The following is a 22744-nucleotide window of genomic DNA, read 5'->3' on the forward strand; positions in this document are numbered from 1 at the left end:
ATTGGTTACAAAAATTGTAACTGCAACAGGATTTATTCCTTGGCATTTTATAATTTAAAAGTCAAAGATTCATTTTCTCATTAATGGTGCGTTCCGCTGCGCTAACACACCCTACGAATTACCAAAAAATCTACACATTACAGAATTTTGAATGAGGAGTGTTTACCATGTCTAAAAGACTATTTGCTTTATTAACAGCAAGTGCGGTAATTGTAGCTGTTGCTGGTTTATCTGTGGAAGCACAAGTTAAACCCAAAGTTAAACCAACAAATGCCCCCACTTTCGTAAAATTAGAAAATGCAGGTAAATTAAATTTATCTGCTGCTGGTAATCCTTTTAAACCGAGAGATTTTAAACAATCTAAAAAACCTTATGCTGGAGATCGGGGTATTATTGGTGATGATAACCGTGAACCAATGCTAAGTAGAGAATATCCTTGGTCTGCTATTGGTAGGATTCAAGGAACTACCACAGACGCAAAAAATTATCATTGTACGGGTACTTTAATAGCAGAAGATGTAGTATTAACAAATGCCCATTGTGTGATTGATACAAAAACTCATCAACTTAGTAGAGAAATTGCTTTTTTACCTAATGTAATTAACGGTAAAGTTGCTAATAGACAAGATATTGCTTTTGCAGAAAGAGTAATTTATGGTACTGATTTTAGAGCAGATGCACTCACTAATCAAACTCAAGATTGGGCAGTAGTTGTATTGGATAAACCTATTGGTAGAAAATATGGTTATTTGGGCTGGAGAAATATACCAGTTTCAACGATGATTAATAATCCCAAAAAATTCTATTTTGTTGGTTATTCAGGCGATTATCCTAATTCCAATAAAAGAGGTTATGAATTTTTAAGTGCTGGTGCTGGTTGGACTGCTGGTTTTCAAGCAGGATGTAGTATTGTAGGGGAACAAAAAGATATACTTTTACATGATTGCGACACAACTGGAGGTTCTTCTGGTGGTTCAATTATTGGTTGGATTAATAATCAGCCTTACATTGTAGCCTTAAATAATGCTGAAATTAAGGATGTTAACACCAATGAAGGTATTATTAATTTAGCTGTGAATTTATCTTTTTTAGATAGACTGGCTGGCAAAAATTCAGATGAGTAAAGTACAGTTCTTAAACAAAGGACACAAGATCATCAAATGATCTTGTGTCCTTTATGTATTAATTTGGGTATTTCACTGGGTTAAAGGTGGGTTAGAACATACCCATGCCGCCCATACCACCCATGCCGCCCATGCCGCCCATACCACCCATGCCACCCATGCCACCCATGCCAGCGTCAGCAGGCATAGCAGATGGTGGTTCAGGTTTTTCTACGACTATGGCTTCGGTGGTTAATACCATACCGGCAATAGAAACAGCGTTTTGTAATGATGAACGCACAACTTTAGCCGGATCAATGATACCTGCGGCAATCAAGTCTTCAAATTCTCCAGTTGCAGCGTTGTAGCCGATGTTGATGTCGGTTTCTTTAACTTTGGCCACAATTACAGAACCTTCGACACCAGCGTTATCAGCAATTTGACGCAAAGGAGCTTCTAAGGCTCTTTGGACAATTTCAGCCCCAATTTTTTCTTCGGCATCAAGGCTGTTTTTGATTGCGTCTACTTTTGCAGCTAGGTGAATTAAGGTTGTACCACCACCGGGAACAATACCTTCTTCTACGGCTGCTTTGGTAGCGTTGAGTGCATCTTCAATCCGTAGTTTCCGGTCTTTGAGTTCGGTTTCTGTAGCTGCTCCCACCTTGATGACTGCTACACCACCAGCTAATTTAGCAATACGCTCTTGAAGTTTTTCGGAGTCATATTCGGAATCAGTTTCTTCTAACTGTTTACGAATTTGAACGATGCGTTTTTCGATTTCTGGTTTGTTTTCAGTACCAGAAACAATGGTGGTGCTTTCTTTATCAATGGTGATTTTCCGGGCTGTACCCAGCATTTCTAAAGTGGCTGTGTCTAAATTTAAGCCAATTTCTTCAGAAATCATCTGTCCATCGGTGAGAATGGCGATATCTTGTAGTAAGGCTTTGCGACGTTCGCCAAAACCAGGGGCTTTAATTGCAGCAACTGCCAAAACTCCCCTTGCTTTGTTAACTACCAAAGTTGCTAAAGCTTCACCTTCTAAATCTTCAGCGATGATTAATAAAGGTTGACCACTACGGGCTACTTTTTCCAGGATGGGTACTAAATCCTGAATGCTACTGATTTTTTTGTCAGTAATCAGGATACGGGCGTTTTCAAACTCTACTGTCATCCGGTCGTTGTTGGTGATGAAGTAGGGAGAAATATAACCCCGGTCAATTTGCATCCCTTCTACTACTTCTAGTTCGGTAGTTAAGGATTTGGATTCTTCTACGGTGATGACACCATCTTTGGTGACTTTCTCCATTGCTTGTGCCAGCATACTACCGACTTCTTCGTCGTTACCTGCTGATACTGTAGCAACTTGAGCGATCGCACTTCCTTCTACTGGCTTGGCTATCTTCGCAATTTCTGCTACTAATAGCTCTACAGTTTTATCCATACCCCGTTTTAGGGAAATGGGGTTTGTACCTGCGGCTACGTTCTTTAATCCTTCCTTAACTAAGGCTTGTGCTAAAACGGTAGCAGTTGTAGTACCATCACCAGCTACATCTTTGGTTTTAGAAGCCACTTCTTGAATTAGTCTTGCTCCGGTATTTTCTAAAGCATCTTCTAATTCAATTTCTTTGGCAACGGTGATACCATCATTAACAATCTGAGGTATACCAAATTTTTTTTCTAAAAGGACGTTACGACCTTTGGGTCCAAGAGTGATTTTCACCGCATCCGCTAGGGCATTAATACCCTTTTCTAGCGCTCGCCGTGATTCTTCATCGAAGGAAATGATTTTAGCCATGTCTTGTTTTTCTATCTCTATCCATTAGACAATTTAGCACTCACAGGTCAAGAGTGCTAAGTGTTTGAAGTACGGATTTTAAGAAATACTGATAAAAAATTGATTAATATTACTTTGAATGAACATTTTAAACTCTAACAGTAATGGTTGTAGCGGGAGATGAATCTAGAAAACTCCCTTAAATCCCTTGGTATTGCTAACCCTAGCGGCACCGGCTGGTTAGCTGTGGTATTTACTTTTATTTTGGCCTGCCTGGTAACTTGGCGTTTAATTCCGGCAATTCGTCAATTTGCTTTGCGGGTGGGTTGGGCTGACCAACCAAATGCTAGAAGACTGAATCAAGAACCTTTACCTAATGCTGGTGGTTTAGCTATCTATGCTGGTGTTATCGCCGCTTTAGTATTGGCTAGTCTACTCAGACCTATTGAACTGCAAGGAGTTTTAGCTCAAGTCCTCACGGTTCTTTTGGGGGGTTCTATTTTGGTCTTGGTTGGTTTTATTGATGACCAATTTGGTTTACCTCCTTCTGTTCGCTTATGGGCGCAAATTATCACTGCACTATTGCTAGTGGCTAATGGTATCAGCATTAAGGTTATGTTTGGTACGCCGATTGATTCCTTACTATCAATGGCTTTAACTGTGTTGTGGGTAGTGGGTATTACCAATGCCATTAATTTGATGGATGGGATGGATGGTTTAGCCGGAGGGATCAGTTTTATTACGGCGATGAGTTTGTTGGGGGTTTCTGCTCAATTTGATAACCGGGCAGCGGCTACCCTAGTTTTAGCTGCTTTGGCAGGTGCAGCCTTGGGCTTTTTACGCCATAATTTTTACCCTTCGCGGATCATTATGGGTGATGCTGGGGCGTATTTTTTTGGCTATGTCCTGGCAGCTACTAGCATTTTAGGGAAGTTACAACAAAGTACGGTTTTTGCCCTTGTACCGACGGTTTTATTTTTGATGTTGCCAGTGTTAGATACTACTCAAGTGTTTGTCCGGCGACTGTTAGCAGGAAAAAATCCCCTCAGCACGCCAGGAAAAGATCATCTACACCATCGTTTATTAGCGTGGGGTTTTTCTCAACGTCGTGCTGCTTTTACTTTGTGGTCAGTTACTTTATTTTTTAATGTACTTGCTATGACGGTACAAGGTATGACTTTACCTGTTATTTTCGCTTCTGCTGTTAGTGTGATTTTGCTTTTGGGGGTGACGGTTGTGCAAAGAATTATTCAGCATTAGTGACTGGTGACTGGTATAGGAGTTTTGACTTTTAAGTTGATACCTCTCCATCACCCACTCACCCCATCACTTACCTACATCACCATGCCACCATCAACGTTAAATACTTGTCCGGTGATGTAAGCTGCGGCGGGATCAGCTGCTAAAAAGCGCACCATGCCGGCAATATCTTCTGGTTGTCCAAAACGACCCAAGGGGATGAATTGTAAAATTCCTTCGGCTTTAATATCGCTGGTCATGTCGGTAGCAATAAATCCTGGTGCTACGGCGTTAACTGTGATCCCACGGGTAGCTAGTTCTTTGGCGACGGTTTTTGTAAACCCAATTACCCCAGCTTTGGCGGCGCTGTAGTTAGGCTGTCCAGGATTACCCATTTGTCCGGCGACTGAGGAGATATTGATAATTCTGCCGGAACGTTGTTTGAGCATGATTTTACTAACGGCTTTTGTACATAAAAATACGCCTGTTAAATTTAAGTCTATAACTGCTTGCCATTCTTCTAATTTCATTCTTAATAACAAATTATCGCGGGTAATACCTGCGTTGTTAACTAAGATATCAATACGTTTGAATTTTTCTATGGTGGTGTTGATGAGTGTGTCTACTTGATCTGATTTGGAAACGTCTGCTTGGAGGGCGATGGCTTCGCCACCATTGCCTGTGATTTCTGCTACTACTTGATCGGCTGCGGTGCTGGAACTGGCGTAGTTAACTACGATTTTTGCCCCTTGGGATGCTAGTTGTAGGGCGATCGCTCGGCCAATTCCTCTAGATGCTCCGGTAACAATGGCAACTTGATCTTTTAATAATGTCATTTTATTTGTCTGAATATTTGAAGATACAGCGTTAATTATTTTATGGTGATTTGGGAACATCTGACCATTTAAGTCGAGATTATTAATTTGAAAGTTGCTACATTTCCGTATGTGTTTTAGGTATTTGTCAATTTAGAAAGTTATAATTTATTGGATCTGTCACGAAAAACACGAATATGGAATTAGAAAATCTGATTCAGAGGCTAAACCTTGGTGAAGATTATGATTATGAATTTAAAGCATCCCAAGATAAATTATCTAAGGATGTTTGGGAAACTGTTTCTGCTTTCGCTAATACTAGCGGTGGATATATTATTTTAGGTGTCACAGAAAATAAACAGAAATTTAAAATTAATGGTATTAATAATCCCACTCAACAAAAAAAAGATTTTTGGAATAATCACAATAACCCTCAAAAATTGAGTGTTCCCATCTGTCAAGAGTCAGATGTGACAATTACTAAAATTGAAGACAAAGATATCATTATTATTAAAGTACCTCCAGCCAATCGTCTTCAGCGTCCTGTTTATATTAATAAAAATCCCATTACAGGAACATATAAACGTTATTTTGATGGTGATCATCAATGTAGCGAAGAAGAAGTGAAACAAATGCTTCGAGATCAAGGTAATGAAGCTCAAGATTCTCAGGTTTTAGATCATTTTGATATGAATGACCTTGATTCAGGAACTATCAAAATATATCGGCAAAGGTTTAGTAATCGAGAACCTGACCATCCTTGGTTAATATTAAATGATCAAGAATTGATGTTGCAATTAGGTGGTTACAACAAAGACCGTAATACAGGAAAAGAAGGATTAACAATTGCCGGGTTATTAATGTTTGGTAAAGAGCGCAGTATTTTAGATGCTTTTTCCCATTATCATCTTGATTATCAAGAAAATTTATCTAATGATCCTGAACAACGTTGGACATATAGAATTACTTTAGATGGTAAATGGGAAGCAAATTTATTTAACTTTTATCATCGTGTTTATAACCGTTTAGTACATGATTTAGCTGTTCCTTTTAAACTAGACCAAAATTCAATCAGAGAAGATGAAACTCATGTTCATGAAGCATTAAGAGAAGTCTTGGTTAATAGTTTAATTCATGCAGATTACCTCTCAACAAAACCTATGGTTATTTTTAAACTTCACGATATTTTTTGGTTTTCAAATCCAGGAAGATTAAGAATTACTATTAGTCAACTTTATGAAGGGGGAATAAGTGAACCACGTAATCCCAATTTACAAAAAATGTTTAAAATGATTGGTCTAGGGGAAAAAGCAGGTTCAGGTTTTGCTAAAATTTTACGAGCTTGGAAAGAACAACAATGGTTTATTCCTTTAGTTAGAGAAAAATTAGACCTAGACATCACGACAGTAGCTTTACCAATGATTAGTTTAATTCCTGAACAAGTAGAAAAAGAATTAACAGCTATAGTTGGCACTAACTACTTTAATTTACCAGAATTAGAAAAAATTATATTAGTTTTAGCCCATAAATTTGGAAAAATCAGTAATACTAATATCCAATATCATAGCCAAAAACATCCTAGAGATATAGGAGATAGTCTTAAATATTTAGTAGATAATGGTTGTTTAGAAAAATTCGGTCACGGTAGATGGACGGAATATAGTTTACCTAACAATTCTTTAGTTAATTTATTAGAACAAGCTAACTCCGATCATTTGAATGATAGCTCCGATCATTTGAATGATAGCTCCGATCATTTGGATGATAGCTCCGATCATTTGGATGATAGCTCCGATCATTTACAGAAATTAGTGACCATTGCTACACCAGTTAGAGACAAAAGAAAGGTTTCTAAACAATTAATGGAAGAAATAATTTTAAAAATCTGTCAAAATCAATATTTAACACAACAACAATTAGCAAATATTTTAAATCGTTCTCCCCATACTCTCAGAACTAGCTATCTTACACCTATGGTAAAAAATAATCTCCTGATTTTAAAATACCCTGATACACCAACTCACCCGCATCAATCGTATCTAACTAATCCAAACTCTAATTTATAAATTCATCCATGGCAGATTTAATTTTTCCCACACCACCCAAATTTGACAACATCGAAGATGAACGTTTACACCGTCAACAACGTCTAGCTGCGGGTTTCCGTTTATTTGCGCGTTATGGTTTTGATGAGGGAGTTGCAGGACATATTACTGTCCGTGATCCAGAGTTTACAGACTGTTTCTGGGTTAACCCCTTTGGAATGTATTTTGGTCATATCCGCGTATCTGATTTATTATTGGTTAACCATGAGGGGGAAGTTGTCAAAGGTAATAAAATTGTTAATACGGCTGCTTTTGCGATTCATTCCCGTATTCATCAAGCAAGGCCTGATGTGATTGCTGCTGCTCATGCTCATTCATTGTATGGTAAAGCTTGGTCAACTTTGGGTAGGTTGCTTGATCCTTTAACTCAAGATGCTTGTGCTTTTTATGAAGATCACGCTTTATTTGATGATTATACAGGAGTGGTTTTAGAAACTAATGAAGGCGATCGCATTGCAGCAACTTTAGGAAATAAAAAAGCGATCATTTTACGCAATCATGGTTTATTAACTGTAGGTAATTCCGTAGATGAAACTATCTGGTGGTTTATTACAATGGATCGTTCTTGTCAAGCGCAATTATTAGCAGAAGCAGCGGGAAAACCAATTTTAATTTCTCCAGAAACTGCCCGTTTTACCCATAGTCAAGTAGGTTCTCATATTATTGGTTGGTTTTCTTTTCAATCCTTATATGAAAAGATTGTACGGGAAGAACCGGATTTGTTGGAGTAGGGAGTTCTAGGAGTCAGGAGAATAAAGAACTAATTTTTTCCCACTCTCCCACTCTTCCAATTAAGCTGTTACGCCTTACGCAAAACGGATTTTTAAATAATCATCTTCCATAGATGCCCCTGCTGGTTGTAATGCAGCTAAAGCTTGAGGTAATACTAAATTACGGCGATGATTACCAATAGTAATGTTTAATTCATCTCCGCTTTTACTGAGTTGAATTTGGCTTTTAGGAATATTAGGTAAAAATAATTCCAAGCTATATTGGTTGTTGTCTTGCACTACTCTGATGGTAGTTTCTTTATGGTAAACTTGGGTAGGATCTTCATTAGGATAAAGTGTTTCTTTTAGTCTTTCTAATGCTGCTAAACCACACATTTCTTCTGAATAAAGAGGTACTTCTTTTACTGGTAAAGGTAGGAAGTTCTGATGTATTTCTTGGCGATATTGTTCTTGATTTTCTTTCCATCTTTGGAAAAATGGATCTTCCACTTCTTTGGGAATAATACGGTTAGCAATAACTAAATCCGTGGCTACATTATATAAACTCAAATAGGCATGAGCGCGCAGAGATTCTTTGATCACCATTTTTTCTGGGTTGGTAACAAGTCTGACAGAGGTTTGAGTATTATCAGTTAATACTTTTTCCAATGCTTCTATTTGTTCATAAAATTCATAGGGTGCATCCATTACTTCTTTATCCGGTAAAGAGAAACCAGCAATGGGTTTAAAAATCGGTTCAACTAAAGGTCTCAGTGCTACGGAAATATTTTGAAATGGTTTATAGAAACGACGCATATACCAACCGCCAACTTCTGGTAAACTCAACAACCGTAAAGCTGTACCAGTAGGTGCGGAGTCAATAATTAAAACGTCATATTCGCCTTCATCATAATGGCGTTTCATTCTCACTAAACCAAAAATTTCGTCCATTCCTGGCAAAATTGCCAGTTCTTCGGCTTGGATACCTTCTAAACCCCTTGCTTGTAAAACTTGGGTAATATAACGTTTGACTGCACCCCAGTTACCTTCTAATTCTTGCAATGCGTCTAGTTCTGCTCCCCACAAGTTGGGACGGACTTGTTTAGCATCATGACCTAGTTCCATGTCAAAGCTGTCTGCTAAGGAGTGTGCCGGATCTGTACTTAATACTAATGTCCGATATCCGAGTTCTGCACAACGGAGTCCAGTTGCTGCTGCGACGGAGGTTTTACCTACTCCACCTTTTCCTGTCATCAAAATTACACGCATGAATAATTCTGTCCTGGCTGAGTTTTATTTACATTTATTTACATTATCCTTTGTTTGCGAAAAATAGGTGTTGTTTAAGTACATCTAATTTGGAACAGTGCCAATAATCTATGTGAGAATTTATTAAACCTTCCGTATTCAGACGTAGTTCACTCCAACCGGAGATGGAGATTCTTGGTTTCCAGGGAAGAGGGGAATTCCAACTCAGAGTCCATTCGCTTTTAATCATGTTTTCTTGTTGTTGAATATTATGTAAATCCATTTTTAAATTCAGGAAAAATGTTTGAATGAATTTAATCATCCATTTATAGAGTTCTAATCCTTTAAATTTAAAAACAGCATCTTGAAAATAAACATCTTCTGCATAAATGCTATAGGTTTGATTCTCTGGAAATCTAGAGTAATCTGCTGTAAGTGTTTCTAAAATAGTCATTGGTAATTAGTTATTAGTTATTAGTCATGGGTGCTGGTCTAATTGAACAATTGAAGCAAGTGGAAGATTTTAGAACAAAGAATGGATGAAGACATCAATATGTAAATATGTAAGTTAAATGTCACATAAATTAACTAATAAATGAAGAGAAATTGCCAATTTTTAATAAAAAAATACATCCGTCGTTAATTTAAACTTATACTTCCATTAATTTAAATTAATACCCCATATTTTATTCTTTGTATTTTGTGTTGTATCTACTAAAAAAACATGGCGACAATATATCAAACCCCCAGACTTCAACTAGGGAATGCCCCACTTGATGGTTATGCTGGTTCAGAAACAGATCAGTTTGCCCTAGTTTGGCAAACCACCGGCAGTTTATCAACAGATAATTTTATTGTTGAATATCGTCCTGTAGGTACTAGTACATGGACTTCTGCACCCAATCCTAGCACTATAAATACTGGAGTTGGCAGTCGCATCAACCATACTGTCACCGTCACAGGAGTTAATTATAATACAGATTACGAGTATCGGGTACGTCACTTTCAAGGAAGTACCTTAGTCGAAACCCATCAAGAAGCCTTTAAAACCCGTTTACCAGTTGGTGACCTAGTGGATTTACCTTTGCTGCTTATGGTGACTCAGCCGGACCCGGACGAGAAGCTGGCTTTGGGGCAGTTCAGAATCGGATTAATTTGACATTTCGGCAAGGTTATGGTTTAAAGGGTGGCAAAGTTATGCTTTAAGTCATAGAAGTTCTGTATCCTCAAAACAAAGAGAGACACAGCAAAGCTGCATCCCTACATCTGACAAAAACTATAGGACTCCTACTTGATTATTGAAAAAACTCCGTACACCTAAATACTCTACAACCCTTTTGCCTCTTGCATGAGTGCCTCTTGCCTACCTACACAAATGATTTCAAAAATCAAATATTATTCCTATATCTAATTAAAACTAGCTAAATTTTAATTACGAGGGGCATTAAACGTATCCCAAGCGGCTTTAGCTGCATCTTGGAAGCGATTGCCTAAAGTGGAAATATCATGAAACAAAGAATGCCAATTTTTCTCAGTTTCTTCTTGAATGGTTTTCCAGGCAGTTTCTAACCTATCCCGTTCAATTAATTTTTCTCCCTCAATCGTTTCCTTCGCTTGACGCACAGCATTCAAATAAGTGTCACGGGTGAGAGTACCGGCTGATTCAGCCTCAGCTTGGGCGCGTTTTTTAATGGCTTCAATTAATGCTTTGGTGGCATTTTTAACTTCGTCTGTTTCTCCTACCATTTCTGTTTCTACTATGTCGCTAGTTTGGGAATTGACCTCGACAATTGCTGAAGATTCAATGTTGTTATTAGTCATAATTCACACATCCTTAATTTACAAAGCTGACTCGTAGATGAAAATTGGTTTTCTACTACTTAATAAGCCGTTGTTGATAGCTGTTGATCTAATTTTAGTAATGCTTCCACACGTGTCTCAGTTGCTGGGTGACTAGAAAACAAATTACCTAAAAATTGACCAGAAATAGGGTGAATAATTAATAATGGTTCAAAAGCAGGATTAGCATTTAAAGGCATTTGTCTAGCGGTTGCTTCTAGCCTTTGTAAAGCCCTAGCTAAAGCACGGGGGTTGCCTGTTAATTGGGCAGCACCAGCATCAGCAGAAAATTCTCTAGTGCGGGAAATTGCTAACTGAATTATTGTAGCAGCTACGGGAGCAAGCATGACTGTTAATAGCATTCCTAAAGGATTTGCCCCTCTGTCATTATCCCTTGAACCACCACCAAACCACAGGCTATAACTTAACATTTGTGCTAGGAAAGAAATTGCCCCGGCGACAGTAGCAGCAACAGCTTGAGTGAGGGTATCACGATTAATAATATGGGTGAGTTCGTGGGCAATTACACCTTCTAATTCATCCTCTGGTAAGATGTTTAAAATTCCTTCTGTAACTGCTACCGCAGCGTGTTCTGGATCTCTCCCTGTAGCGAAAGCATTAGCAGTTTGTCCAGGAACAATGTAAACTCCTGGCATGGGAATGTTAGCACGTTGAGAAAGTTTTTCTACCATGCGATATAGTCCTGGTGCTTGAGTTTCGCTCACAGGTTGGGCATGATAAACAGCTAGGGCAATTTTATCAGATTGATACCAAGAAAATAGGTTAGTAACTGCTGCTAAACCGATGCCTATGATTAAGCCGCCAGTACCACCAATTACCCAATAACTAATGGCAATTAATAAACCACTGAGTGCAGCTAATAAAGCAGCGGTTTTGAATTGGTTTCCCATATTTTTATCTCCTGTTTATGGGGTTTAGTTTTGTTTAATGTTTACGAAATATTGGTTCTATTTAGCTATGTTCCTATTGTATCGAGTTCAACTAGAAGATACAGTGATGAAAACCTCTAACTCTCAGTACGGTTTTCTCGCTACACCTTGAAAAATATGATTTAGTTTAGCTACCAACTTATATTGTTACTATTCTTTGAACACATCTAGAAATGGTTGGTAAGCAAAGACTCGATTACGCTTTTGTCCCGTAATTTCTTGGAGTAAACCTAAATCACACATTTCTTTTATTAGTGTATTTGCATTAGGATACGATAATTGAATTATTTCCTGCACATTTTCTACAGCGACAATTGGTTTGAAATAGAGGCTTTCTAGTAAAGTTATTGCATTACCTGAACGACGACCCATTTCATTTAACACTAACTGGCGATGTTCTTCTTTCATACTGACTATTTTGCGAGCAGTTGCAGATGCTTCTTGAGCAACTTCATAGACTCCACGTAAGAAAAATTTAAGCCAGTCTTCCCAGTTACCATTATCTCTCACCGCTTGAAGACGGTCATAGTATTCAGTACGATGTTTTTTGAAATAGTAAGATATATACAATAATGGTCGTTTCAGTATATTTTGTTCACATAGTAAAAAAGTGATGAGTAGACGACCAGTTCTCCCGTTACCATCAAGAAAAGGGTGAATTGTTTCAAACTGAGCATGAGCTAATCCAATTTTAATCAATGCAGGTATTGGTGTTGAATCGTGGAGAAATTTTTCTAAATTGTCTAGAGCTTGGTTCATTTCGTATGGAGGTGGAGGAACATAAGTAGCATTATTCAAGGAACAACCTCCAGCACCAATCCAATTTTGAGTACGGCGAAACTCTCCAGGATCACGCTCAGATCCCCTTACTCCATTCATTAACTTTTTGTGGATTTCCTTAATTAGCCTGAGAGATACAGGTAAATCAGTTAACCTTTCAAGACCATGATTAACAGATGCAATGTAGTTAACTACTTCGGCTATATCTTGAGGATTATCTGGTTCTATCGCTTTAGCTTCAAACTCCAAAATATCCATCAGTGAGGCTTGTGTACCTTCAATTTGACTAGAAAGAACGGCTTCCTTACGAATATACATGAATACGAATAAATCTGGATTAGGTAAGGCATCAGTAGAACCATCTAGGCGACCTAATGCTAAATCTGCTTGAGATAGGATTTGCCACATCTCTTGATCTATCTTGATTTCAGGTAGAGGGGGTAATGGATTAGGTATAAAAGCTTTATATTTTCCAGGTTGTTCTACATATCTACCTGCTCTGGCAAAATTGCTCATTATTATCGGTTTCGTTAATATAGTATGATTTATATAGCTATATTATCAAAAGATATCCTATTTCGTTAATATAGTCATGAAAATAAAAATATATGATATAATGAGTTCTCTTTAACGGCGATGGAACTCGCCAAAACCGCCTATGTAAAGGCTAATAGTTCCTACTTTTCCCACGGACTGCGGGAGAGTAGAGCTATATAAAATTCTCACTCTCCTGTAGTAAGTATTTCTCTACAAATTACACCTTCAGGGATTAAGAATGTTATTTAGCATAATTTTGATTTTATTTCTGGGTTTTTTTGCTGGACAAATCACCCGTCGTTTAGGCGCACCGCCTTTAATTGGCATGATTTTGGTGGGGATTTTATTGGGTTCTCAGGTAGGAAATGTTATCAGTTTAGATGTATTAAATGCTGCTGATGAATTAAGAACTGTGGCAGTGATGATTATTTTAATGAAAGCTGGGTTAGGTTTGGATCGGGAAAAACTGACTCAACAGGGAAGTGTGGCATTGCGGTTAGGGTTTTTACCTGCGGCTATGGAGGCGATCGCCATTGCTTTTGCTGCTATGGTAATTTTTAAATTAAACTTTCCCACTGGTTTACTTTTAGGTTGTGTGATTGGTGCTGAATCTCCCGCTGTAATTGTACCGGGAATGTTGAGATTAAAAAGTTTAGGTTGGGGTGTAACCAAAGGTATTCCTGATGCAATTTTAACTGGTAGTGCGTTATCTGATGTTCTGCTTTTATTAGTGTTTAGTTTATTAATTAATTTTTTAGGACAGGGGACTGTTGAAGAAGTTAATATCTTGGGTATTTTAACGTTAAATGCTTTGCAATTACTACCTTTCCAAATTATTTTACAAATATGTTTAGGGATTATTTTAGGTTATTTAGCTGCTAAATTATTAGTTTCTCTATTAAGTCAACAAAACTGGACTCAAAATACTACTCAAGATACAATTATTGCCGCAAGTTTAGCTTTGTTTTTAGTAATTACTGCTCATATTTTACCTTACTTTTCTGGTTATTTGGCGACAATGGCATTAGGATTTTTTTTGATAGAATTAGATGCTCCATTAGCGCGACATTTACGAGGTGGGTTTGATAGTTTATGGGTAGTAGGGGAGATTTTTCTGTTTGTTTTGTTGGGGGCAACTATTCAATTACAAGTATTAGGTAAAATCCTATTACCTGGAATTTTAATTTTAGCCATTGGGTTATTAATTGGGCGGATATTCGGCTGGTATTTATCAACTTTAGGTAGTAATTGGAATTGGCGGGAAAGACTGTTTTTATTACCAGGAAATTCCGCTAAAGCTACAGTACAAGCGGCTATTGGGGCTATTCCTTTAAGCCAGGGGATAGAAGGAGGAGAAATAATTTTAGCGATCGCCGCCCTTTCTATTTTGATTACCGCACCCATCGGTGCTTGGGCAACAATGGCTTTTGCACCTAAATTATTAACAAGGGGAGAAATTGATCCCACAAAGGTGACAGTTACTACTAAAACTGTATTATTAGCTGCGGTAGATACGTCTAATTTATCCACAGAAGTTTTAAAAAAAGCGGCAGACTTAGCACGTCGCAGTGACGGAGAAGTGATAGTTTTGCACGTGGTCAATAGTCGTCATGAGCAAGATTTTAAACAATTAGAGGTAGAAACTAAAAAAATACTGGCAGATATTAGACATAGGTTTGTAACAATGACTGGAACGATTCCAGAGGAGATTATTCGTATTGCCCAAGATGATCATGTCACGGCAATTATTATGGGAAAAAGAGGACATCAAACCTGGGAAAATGTATTAATAGGCTCGGTATCTCAAGCAGTTTTAGAAGCTAGTTCAATTCCTGTGATTCTATTAGATAATTCCCACAATTCATCCCTTTTATAAATCATTTTCTCTCTCATGATTTTTCCATCAAATTACTCTTTTAGCGGTATGTACTTGAATCAAAATACTAATTTTACCCCTGTTCTCTGCCTCGACGAGTGAATTTAATTTTGTCTGACTACTTATCTATCTAAGATTCTGCCAGAATGGCGAATATATACCCGTAAAATCCTCTAAATTATAAATAACAACGTTACAGTAAACTATCTTGAGGCTAAATATCCACAGCTAAATGATTGCTTTTTACACCAAAACAAATTAGTCGTAACTACTGGTGGTAATTTTTTCCAGGTATTTATAACAATCACAAATGAGAGTAGTGGCTGACTTTTCAATTGAGATTGTGATCAATGTCATACTATTATTGTATGTGTGATTTTTTGGACTTAAAATAGCTCAAAACTATAACACTAATAGTAGACTGGAAAATTGAAAAGTTACGGTGAAATTTTCAGGCTGATAGGATATTCATCTATTTAACTTCTGTTTAGTTAATCCTAATTTCTCCCAAGCAGGATTCTCTATACTCTAAAAATTGGCAATTTATGAACAGATCCCAGAAGCTGGTACATTATACAGCTTCTTTTTTGTTACTACCACAACTTGTAAATTAAATATTCAGCTATTAGTAACTTATAATTGATGCCTCGTGCTAAGGATAGATGTAAGTTTTTTTATTTCTGCTGTGATTGAATGTATGTTTATACCTCTGGATAGAAGGATGTTTGATTTTATCTGCAAAAAAAATGCTTTTTATACTTCAATTTAGCAATTGAATAGTATTTTAAATCAGCAACATCTAAATAGATTAAAAATTACAAACATTTGAGTTTATCAAACTAAAGTATTGGCGCAAAAAATATAAAGATGTTGTAAGATAAATATGAAGATTCAATAAACATATTCAGACCTTGTATAAACTTTTAGTCAAAATGTAGGAATATCTAGAGATGAATAGAGATTGCTAAAAATTAAGAGTGAATAACTCTAAATTTTTTGTTAGCTTTTGTACACATATATCAGATTTATGAAAATCTGCGGATGAGAAAACAATAATGTTAAGTTAGTGTTGAGAAATAAGGGGCTTTCTCAACTTAGAACAATAGTTTTTAGGCTGCAATGTCATTTGTGGAATAGGTTATACAACTTTTATGTAAGGCTGTAGATAATTATCAAATCCATTGATTGATCTGTCTTTATCTGTATTCATCTGCGGTCAATAATTCTGGATTTTGTAATCTATTAGCCTTGCCAAAGTTTGCATTGCTATAAATATTTTTAGGTGTTTGACCAGATAATTTAGTAATTAAAAACTGACATTATTAACAGGAATCAGGGATACATTTACCAAGATTTTAAGGTATTCGATAACTGGTAAGAATTATGTCATCATCTTCTCAAATTTATGAAATTTGTGATCTTTACGATGTGCAAGCAAGCAGATTTTTAACATCCTTTCAACGGAAAACATTGCTAAAAAAACTACAGACTAATTTACAAACAGAATATCGCCGCAGGATTGAAATTATCCTATTAGCAGATATGGGCAAATCTCAAGCTTCTATTTGTGAAATCATGGGTTGTTCTCAGGAAATGGCCAGATATTGGATGGGGATAGCTGAGGCGGGAATGGCTCATAAATGGAACGAAAGAAGAATAGGTAGACCTAAAATAGTTAATAGTGAATATATGGCAAGATTGAAGGAATTAGTAAGTAATAGTCCCCGTGAATATGGCTATGCTTTTAGTTCTTGGACTGCGCGATGGTTGAGTAAACATTTAGCTAAAGAATTAGGGATTGAAATTAGCGATCGCCATATTAATCGTTTACTTAAACAAATGGGACTTTCTACAAAACCCAAAACTTCTCCAATACAAAAAAATGAGCAAAATCAGGATAGTAGTATCAAAATTAGCGATTTAAAATCTACTTCTTTAAAGTCTAACTCCGAACCTAGTTTTAGTTGGTCATTTAATTTGAATCAGGGCAATCACTAATATTTGGATTTAAAGCAGATGAAGTCAAATTTTTCTCAGGAATATTTAGAGGCACAAATTTCCGATTTATTGGGTGAATCTCTATCCCAACAAGAACTCAAAAATTGTCTTCAAGCCTTAGAAATAATTGAGCCTCCCATCGCCAAGCAATTTTGGCAAGGGAAAACCGCAGCACCAGGAATTTATCTAGTTTTAGCCGGTAAAGTCAGATTATTAGATAGTAGAAATAACTTAATTTCTACTTTGACATCTGGCTCATCTTTTGGGGAATTGACCTTATTTCCTGAATATAATTTTCATGATTATGTTGCTAGGGCTTCTATAAATTTAAAAATTGGTTATCTTTCTCAAGAGGTAATTAATCAGGTTTTTGGTGTAAGAGATCGCCTATTACGTAAAGCAGAACTTTGGGATATATTGTTGTTATTGTGTCAAAATTCTGCTATACCTCGCCATGAATCAATAGAGTCAATGTTAACAGCATTATCTCTATTTACTAAACACAATCTAGATATTGGGGATTTAAATTCCCAAATCATGAAAAATGCTAAACTATTGTTAGTAGGTGAGGGAGAATTAGAAAATGAACAACAAGAAAAATTAACCCCAGGGGATATTTTTGTCAATCATCAAACAGTAAATTGGCAAGCTAAAAAACCAAGCAAAATCTACATATTATATAATGATCATGTGCAAACAGCACTACAAAATTGGCCACAACTATCTACATTGATTGATGTAGAAAATACGCCGATTAGTAAACCTCTCACACAGAAAATTAACCCTCCTAGTCAAAACATAATTGAATTTACACAACCGACAGTTCCGCCTCCACCAAAGCCGAAAAAACCTCAAAAATACTTCCCTAGTCCTACCGTTACCGCTGGAAATTGGTGGCGCAAAATTAGCAAGCGCTATCCATTTTTTGAACAACAAAGTGCTTCTGATTGTGGTGCTGCTTGCTTAGTAATGATCAGCCGTTACTGGGGTAAAAATTTTAGTATCAATCGCTTGCGGGATCTTGCAAATGTGAACCGTACAGGTGCGACTATGCGAAGTTTAACCGCTGCGGCTGAAAGTATTGGTTTTGTTACTCGTCCAGTAAAAGCTAGTTTAGATAAACTTGCACAACAAGCATTACCCGCGATCGCTCACTGGGAAGGTAAACATTACATTGTCGTCTATGAAATTACTAAAAAACGGGTAATTGTTGGCGATCCAGCTATTGGCCAACTTCAGCTAACTATTAAGGAATTTAAAACTGGTTGGACTGGTTATGCACTATTATTACAACCTACTAAATCACTCAAAGAAACCCCAGAAGCAAATACACCATTTTGGCAATTATTTGAATTAGTTAAACCCCATTATCGGGTTTTATTAGAGGTTTTTGCAGCTTCACTTCTAATTCAAATATTTGGATTAATCACACCTTTATTTACTCAACTTTTATTAGACAGGGTAATTGTTCAAGGTAGTACGATTACTTTAAATACTGTTGGCTTTGGTTTACTGATTTTTGGGTTATTTCGGGTAGCAATTAATGGACTCAGACAATATTTATTAGATCACACTGCTAACCGCATTAGTGTATCTTTGATGGTGGGTTTTATTAAACATACATTTCGTTTACCTTTATCGTTTTTTGAGTCTCGTTATGTTGGAGATATTATTTCCCGTGTCCAAGAAAATCAAAAAATTCAGAACTTTTTAACTGGTGAAGCCCTATCTATCATTTTAGATTTACTCACAGTGTTTGTCTACATGGGTTTAATGTTTTGGTATAGTCCACCTTTAGCTTTATTAGTATTAGCTATTGTCCCACCTTTTGTATTTTTAGCCCTGTTTGCTACACCATTTTTAAAACGAATTAGCCGCGAAGTATTTAGTGCCTTAGCCCAAGAAAATAGTTACTTGATTCAAAGCCTATCAGGAATTTCCTCAATTCGTTCCATGGCGATTGAACAAACAGTACGTTGGCATTGGGAAGAACTACTAAATAATTTGATCAAGAAAACATTTAAGGGTCAAATAATTAGTAACCAACTCCAGATCATTAGTTCAACAATTCAATCTTTAGCGACTACTGGATTACTATGGTTTGGGGCATGGTTAGTAATTCAAAATCAATTAACTATTGGGCAGTTAGTCGCATTTAATATGTTGTTAGGTAATGTAATCCAACCTTTTCAGCGGTTAATTGTATTGTGGAATCAATTACAGGAAGTGATTGTATCTACAGAGAGAATTAACGATGTTTTAGAAGCAGAAGTAGAAGAAGATTTAGTTGCCCAACCTCGACAAAGTTTACCCAGGCTACAAGGGAGAGTTTGCTTTGATAATGTGACATTTCGCTATCATCCAGAAAGCGATATTAATATCTTAGAAAATCTCAGTTTTGAAATTTTACCAGAACAAACAGTAGCAGTAGTTGGTAGAAGTGGTTCAGGAAAAACAACATTATCAAAATTAATTTTGGGTTTATATCCACCGACAGATGGTAGAGTATTAATTGACAATCAAGATGTAACTAGTATTTCCTTAAAATCCCTGCGATCGCAAATAGGAGTAGTTGATCAAGATACATTTTTATTTGGTGGTACGATTCGAGAAAATATTAGCATTGCCCATCCAGAAGCCAGCCTAGAAGAAATTATTGAAGCTGCACAAATGGCAGGAGCAGATGAATTTATTAAACGCATGGCTATGGGCTATGAAACTGAAATTGGTGAAGCTGGAGGGATGTTATCTGGGGGGCAACGTCAACGCCTAGCTATCGCCCGTGCATTATTAGGAAATCCACGCCTTTTAATATTAGATGAAGCTACCAGTCATTTAGATTCTGAATCAGAAAGAATTATTCAGAATAATCTCAAAAAAATCCTCCAAGGGCGCACAAGTGTAATTATTGCTCATCGTCTTTCTACCGTGCGAAATGCAGACTTAATTCTAGTTTTGGATCGGGGTGTTTTAGTTGAAAGTGGTACTCATGAAGAACTAATTGCCAAAAAAGGACATTATTACTATCTCAATCAACAACAGTTAACAGTTAGTAGTTAGTAGTTAGTAGTTAGTAGTTAGTAGTTAGTAGTTAGTAGGAATAATCACGACTCTGAAGTTTTTCGCTTTATTAATTCTCAATCCTAAATTAGTTATGCCACAATCAACTTATAATTCTTCCTCATCATTTTCCATATCCAATCAGATCAATGCTACCAGTCTTCAATCTGAAAAACAAATAATAAATCAAGAGAAAGATTGGTTTTATGGAACTGAAGAATTACTAGATGCCTTACCAAAAGCATGGACAAGATCAATACTTTATTTACTGATTAGTTTTACAACTATAGCTTTACCTTGGGCAATGCTTTCTAAAGTAGATGAAACCGGAAATGCCACAGGGAGAATAGAACCCAAAGGTGCAACTCAAAAATTAGATAGTAGAGTGACTGGAAGTGTAATTGCTGTTAATTTTCAAGAAGGATCAACCGTTAAAGCTGGACAGGTTTTAATGGAAATGGAATCTGATATTTTGCGAACAGAAATACAACAAGCACAAGCCCAATCAGAGGGTTTAGTTAGTCGTCAAGCACAATTAGAACTACTCAAAAATCAAGTGTTATTAGCGATTAATATTCAAGAACAGCAAAACCAATCCCAACAATTAGAAAAATTAGCTCAACTTAATCAAGCCAGAGAAAATTTAACTGCAAAACAAAGTGCCTATAATTTACAAAAATTAGAAAAAATGGCACAAGTTGAGCAAGCAAAACATAATATAAATACCAGTCAAACGGCCTATCGTCTAACCACAAGTAGATTAAATCGAGATTTGTTAGAAGTGCAACGCTATAGTTTACTATTAGAAGAAGGAGCAATTTCTCAAATTAAAGTTGTAGAATTAGAAAAGACAGCAGAAGATAGTGAACGTTTACAAGCAGAAGCCAAAGCCAATATCAAATTAGCTAATCTAAGACTACAAGAAGAATTGAACCGATATAAAGCAATGATGGTACAAGCTAAGTCAGATATAGAACAGGCAAAACTGCGTTTACAGGAACAAGAAAATAGCTATCAAAGTTTACTGCAAGCTGGAAAATTAACCTTACTCAAAAATCAGGAACAACTCAAAGATATACAGTCACAAATTACTGCGCTTAAATCGGAAACTGCTCAAACTAAGAGTAGAATTAAATCTTTAGAATTGCAGTTAAAACAGCGAGTGGTGCGATCGCCTATTGATGGCACGATCTTTGAATTGCCTATTAAAAAACCAGGTGCTGTAGTCCAACCTGGACAAATGATTGCTCAAATTGCTCCCAAAGGTTCTACCTTAATTTTAAAAGCACAAATGCCTAGTCAACAAAGTGGCTTTGTGAAAGTTGGAATGCCAGTAAAAATCAAGTTTGATGCTTATCCTTTCCAGGAATATGGAATTAGTAAAGGTTATATTACCTGGATTTCTCCTAATACCAAAATTGACGAAAATAGCCGCACTCAGATAGAAACTTATGAATTAGAAATTTCCTTAGCAGAACCTTATATTCAAGTCGGTAATAAACGAGTCTTTCTCACCCCAGGTCAAACAGCAAATGCAGAAGTTATTATTCGTCAACGTCGTGTAATTGACTTTATTTTAGATCCATTCAAAAAGCTGCAAAATAATGGGTTAAATCTTTAATTAGGTTTCGTGAAAATTAGATAATCATCACAGGAGTTAGATCATGTTAGAATTAATAAACGTTTCTGCTGAAGATATTCTTTATCATACTAAGATATCTTGCCAAATTCCTAATATTTTAGAAGCGATCGCCACCAGAAAAATTATTGCTGATCAAGCCAAAAAAGTAGGTATTGCTATCACCACAGAAGAACTACAAATAGCAGCAGATAACTTGAGATTAGCAAATCAATTACTTAAAGCAGAGGATACATGGACATGGTTAGAAAAACATCATCTTTCCTTAGATAACTTTGAAGAAATAGCCCATACCAACTTACTATCTACAAAATTAGCTAATCACCTATTTGCAGATAAAGTTGAACCATTTTTTTATGCTCATCAACTTGATTATGTAGCAGCAGCAACATATCAAGTCATCTTAGAAGATGAAGATTTAGCTTTAGAAATATTTTATGCTTTACAAGAAGGAGAAATTAGTTTTCACGAAGTTGCTCGTCAATACATCAAAAACCCAGAACAACGTCGTGCAGGAGGGTATCAAGGTATCCGTCAACGTCGAGATTTTAGAGCAGAAATTGCTGCGGCTATTTTTGCAGCTAATCCCCCCCAAATTCTCAAACCAATTATTACATCAAAAGGCGCTCATATCATTATGATTGAAGAAATTATTCAACCTGAATTGAATGAAGAAATCAACCTAAAAATTATGGCAGATTTATTTAGTGATTGGTTACAAACAGAAATTAAAAAACTAACAATCACTGCCAACCTAGAAACCTATCAAGATAAAAATGATTCATCTTCTGCACAGGTCTTGACGACCACTAATTAAACAACCAATACTTCATTTACTTCATTGATTAGACATATTTAAAAAAGATGCTAGAGACGTTCCATGGAACGTCTCTCATTTACAGCACTTCCCGATGTTATGAGGTACAAGAACCCCACCCCCAACCCCCTCCCCGCAAGCGATGAGGGGGCTAAGATGTATCTCATAATAGCGGGAAGTGATGTAATTCTCGGAGATGTCTATTTTGTTAGGTGATTCTGTTACTGAAACTAGCCTATATTTTTTATATCAAA

17 protein-coding genes and 1 riboswitch are annotated in these 22744 nt (G+C 36.6%); of the genes, 10 read left to right on the forward strand and 7 right to left on the reverse strand.

Translation table 11 applies throughout. The annotated features are described in order from the left end of the window. The first annotated feature begins 167 nt into the window (after nt 1-167). Complete coding sequence (locus WJM97_RS16430) at nt 168-1124, forward strand: trypsin-like serine protease (RefSeq protein WP_353929861.1); 957 nt, start codon at nt 168-170, stop codon at nt 1122-1124. 91 nt (nt 1125-1215) lie between these two features. Here the strand turns inward: WJM97_RS16430 and groL are convergent, their stop codons facing one another. Next, nucleotides 1216-2898 (reverse strand): chaperonin GroEL, encoded by a 1683-nt coding sequence (groL, locus tag WJM97_RS16435; protein ID WP_353929862.1) that lies wholly within the window; start codon nt 2896-2898, stop codon nt 1216-1218. Nucleotides 2899-3057: 159 nt separating this feature from the next. Between groL and WJM97_RS16440 the strand changes: the two genes are divergently transcribed. After that, complete coding sequence (locus tag WJM97_RS16440; protein WP_353929863.1) at nt 3058-4137, forward strand: MraY family glycosyltransferase; 1080 nt, start codon at nt 3058-3060, stop codon at nt 4135-4137. 74 nt (nt 4138-4211) lie between these two features. Here WJM97_RS16440 and fabG read toward each other — a convergent pair whose 3' ends face one another. Next, on the reverse strand, nt 4212-4952 hold the full coding sequence (gene fabG / locus WJM97_RS16445; protein WP_353929864.1) for a 3-oxoacyl-[acyl-carrier-protein] reductase: 741 nt from the start codon (nt 4950-4952) through the stop codon (nt 4212-4214). A 176-nt stretch (nt 4953-5128) separates the two neighbouring features. Here fabG and WJM97_RS16450 point away from each other — a divergent pair, with 176 nt between their 5' ends. Together WJM97_RS16450 and WJM97_RS16455 are read left to right on the forward strand one after the other, a co-directional pair. After that, nucleotides 5129-6997, forward strand: a complete 1869-nt coding sequence (locus tag WJM97_RS16450) for an RNA-binding domain-containing protein (RefSeq protein WP_353929865.1) — start codon at nt 5129-5131, stop codon at nt 6995-6997. Between the two features lie 8 nt (nt 6998-7005). After that, a complete protein-coding gene (locus tag WJM97_RS16455; RefSeq protein ID WP_353929866.1) occupies nt 7006-7767 on the forward strand; it encodes a class II aldolase/adducin family protein in 762 nt (253 codons plus the stop codon). 75 nt (nt 7768-7842) lie between these two features. On the opposite strand, the gene WJM97_RS16460 is transcribed toward WJM97_RS16455, so the two are convergent. Both WJM97_RS16460 and WJM97_RS16465 read right to left on the reverse strand, forming a co-directional pair. Continuing rightward, nucleotides 7843-9015, reverse strand: a complete 1173-nt coding sequence (locus WJM97_RS16460) for a TRC40/GET3/ArsA family transport-energizing ATPase (RefSeq protein WP_353929867.1) — start codon at nt 9013-9015, stop codon at nt 7843-7845. 43 nt (nt 9016-9058) lie between these two features. Next, on the reverse strand, nt 9059-9448 hold the full coding sequence (locus tag WJM97_RS16465; RefSeq protein ID WP_353929868.1) for a DUF2358 domain-containing protein: 390 nt from the start codon (nt 9446-9448) through the stop codon (nt 9059-9061). Nucleotides 9449-9718: 270 nt separating this feature from the next. Here WJM97_RS16465 and WJM97_RS16470 point away from each other — a divergent pair, with 270 nt between their 5' ends. After that, complete coding sequence (locus tag WJM97_RS16470; RefSeq protein WP_353929869.1) at nt 9719-10153, forward strand: fibronectin type III domain-containing protein; 435 nt, start codon at nt 9719-9721, stop codon at nt 10151-10153. A gap of 269 nt (nt 10154-10422) precedes the next feature. Here the strand turns inward: WJM97_RS16470 and WJM97_RS16475 are convergent, their stop codons facing one another. The 3 genes from WJM97_RS16475 to WJM97_RS16485 all read right to left on the reverse strand — a co-directional run bounded on the left by WJM97_RS16475 (nt 10423) and on the right by WJM97_RS16485 (nt 13079). Then, nucleotides 10423-10815: a hypothetical protein gene (locus WJM97_RS16475; protein ID WP_353929870.1), complete on the reverse strand. Its 393-nt coding sequence runs from the start codon at nt 10813-10815 to the stop codon at nt 10423-10425. Nucleotides 10816-10874: 59 nt separating this feature from the next. Further along, entirely contained in the window at nt 10875-11744 is an 870-nt protein-coding gene (locus tag WJM97_RS16480; protein WP_353929871.1) for a zinc metalloprotease HtpX, read from the reverse strand. A gap of 189 nt (nt 11745-11933) precedes the next feature. Continuing rightward, nucleotides 11934-13079, reverse strand: coding sequence for a Fic family protein (locus WJM97_RS16485; RefSeq protein ID WP_353929872.1), 1146 nt, complete (start codon nt 13077-13079; stop codon nt 11934-11936). A gap of 107 nt (nt 13080-13186) precedes the next feature. Beyond that, nucleotides 13187-13250: riboswitch (Fluoride riboswitch) on the forward strand. 88 nt (nt 13251-13338) lie between these two features. Between WJM97_RS16485 and WJM97_RS16490 the strand changes: the two genes are divergently transcribed. From WJM97_RS16490 to WJM97_RS16510, 5 genes are all read left to right on the forward strand, one after another. Beyond that, nucleotides 13339-14976 carry a cation:proton antiporter gene (locus WJM97_RS16490; RefSeq protein ID WP_353929873.1) on the forward strand — a complete coding sequence of 546 codons (1638 nt, stop codon included), beginning with the start codon at nt 13339-13341 and terminating at the stop codon, nt 14974-14976. Between the two features lie 1383 nt (nt 14977-16359). Next, nucleotides 16360-16974, forward strand: a complete 615-nt coding sequence (locus WJM97_RS16495; RefSeq protein WP_353929874.1) for a helix-turn-helix domain-containing protein — start codon at nt 16360-16362, stop codon at nt 16972-16974. An 18-nt stretch (nt 16975-16992) separates the two neighbouring features. Then, the gene (locus tag WJM97_RS16500) at nt 16993-20034 is read left to right on the forward strand and encodes an ABC transporter transmembrane domain-containing protein (protein WP_353929875.1); all 3042 of its coding nucleotides are present in this window, start codon (nt 16993-16995) and stop codon (nt 20032-20034) included. Nucleotides 20035-20128: 94 nt separating this feature from the next. Further along, on the forward strand, nt 20129-21655 hold the full coding sequence (locus WJM97_RS16505; RefSeq protein ID WP_353929876.1) for an HlyD family efflux transporter periplasmic adaptor subunit: 1527 nt from the start codon (nt 20129-20131) through the stop codon (nt 21653-21655). A 43-nt stretch (nt 21656-21698) separates the two neighbouring features. Then, nucleotides 21699-22490, forward strand: a complete 792-nt coding sequence (locus WJM97_RS16510) for a peptidylprolyl isomerase (RefSeq protein WP_353929877.1) — start codon at nt 21699-21701, stop codon at nt 22488-22490. The last annotated feature ends 254 nt before the right edge of the window (nt 22491-22744 follow it).

This window comes from Okeanomitos corallinicola TIOX110 (assembly GCF_038050375.1).
Taxonomy (GTDB): domain Bacteria; phylum Cyanobacteriota; class Cyanobacteriia; order Cyanobacteriales; family Nostocaceae; genus Okeanomitos; species Okeanomitos corallinicola.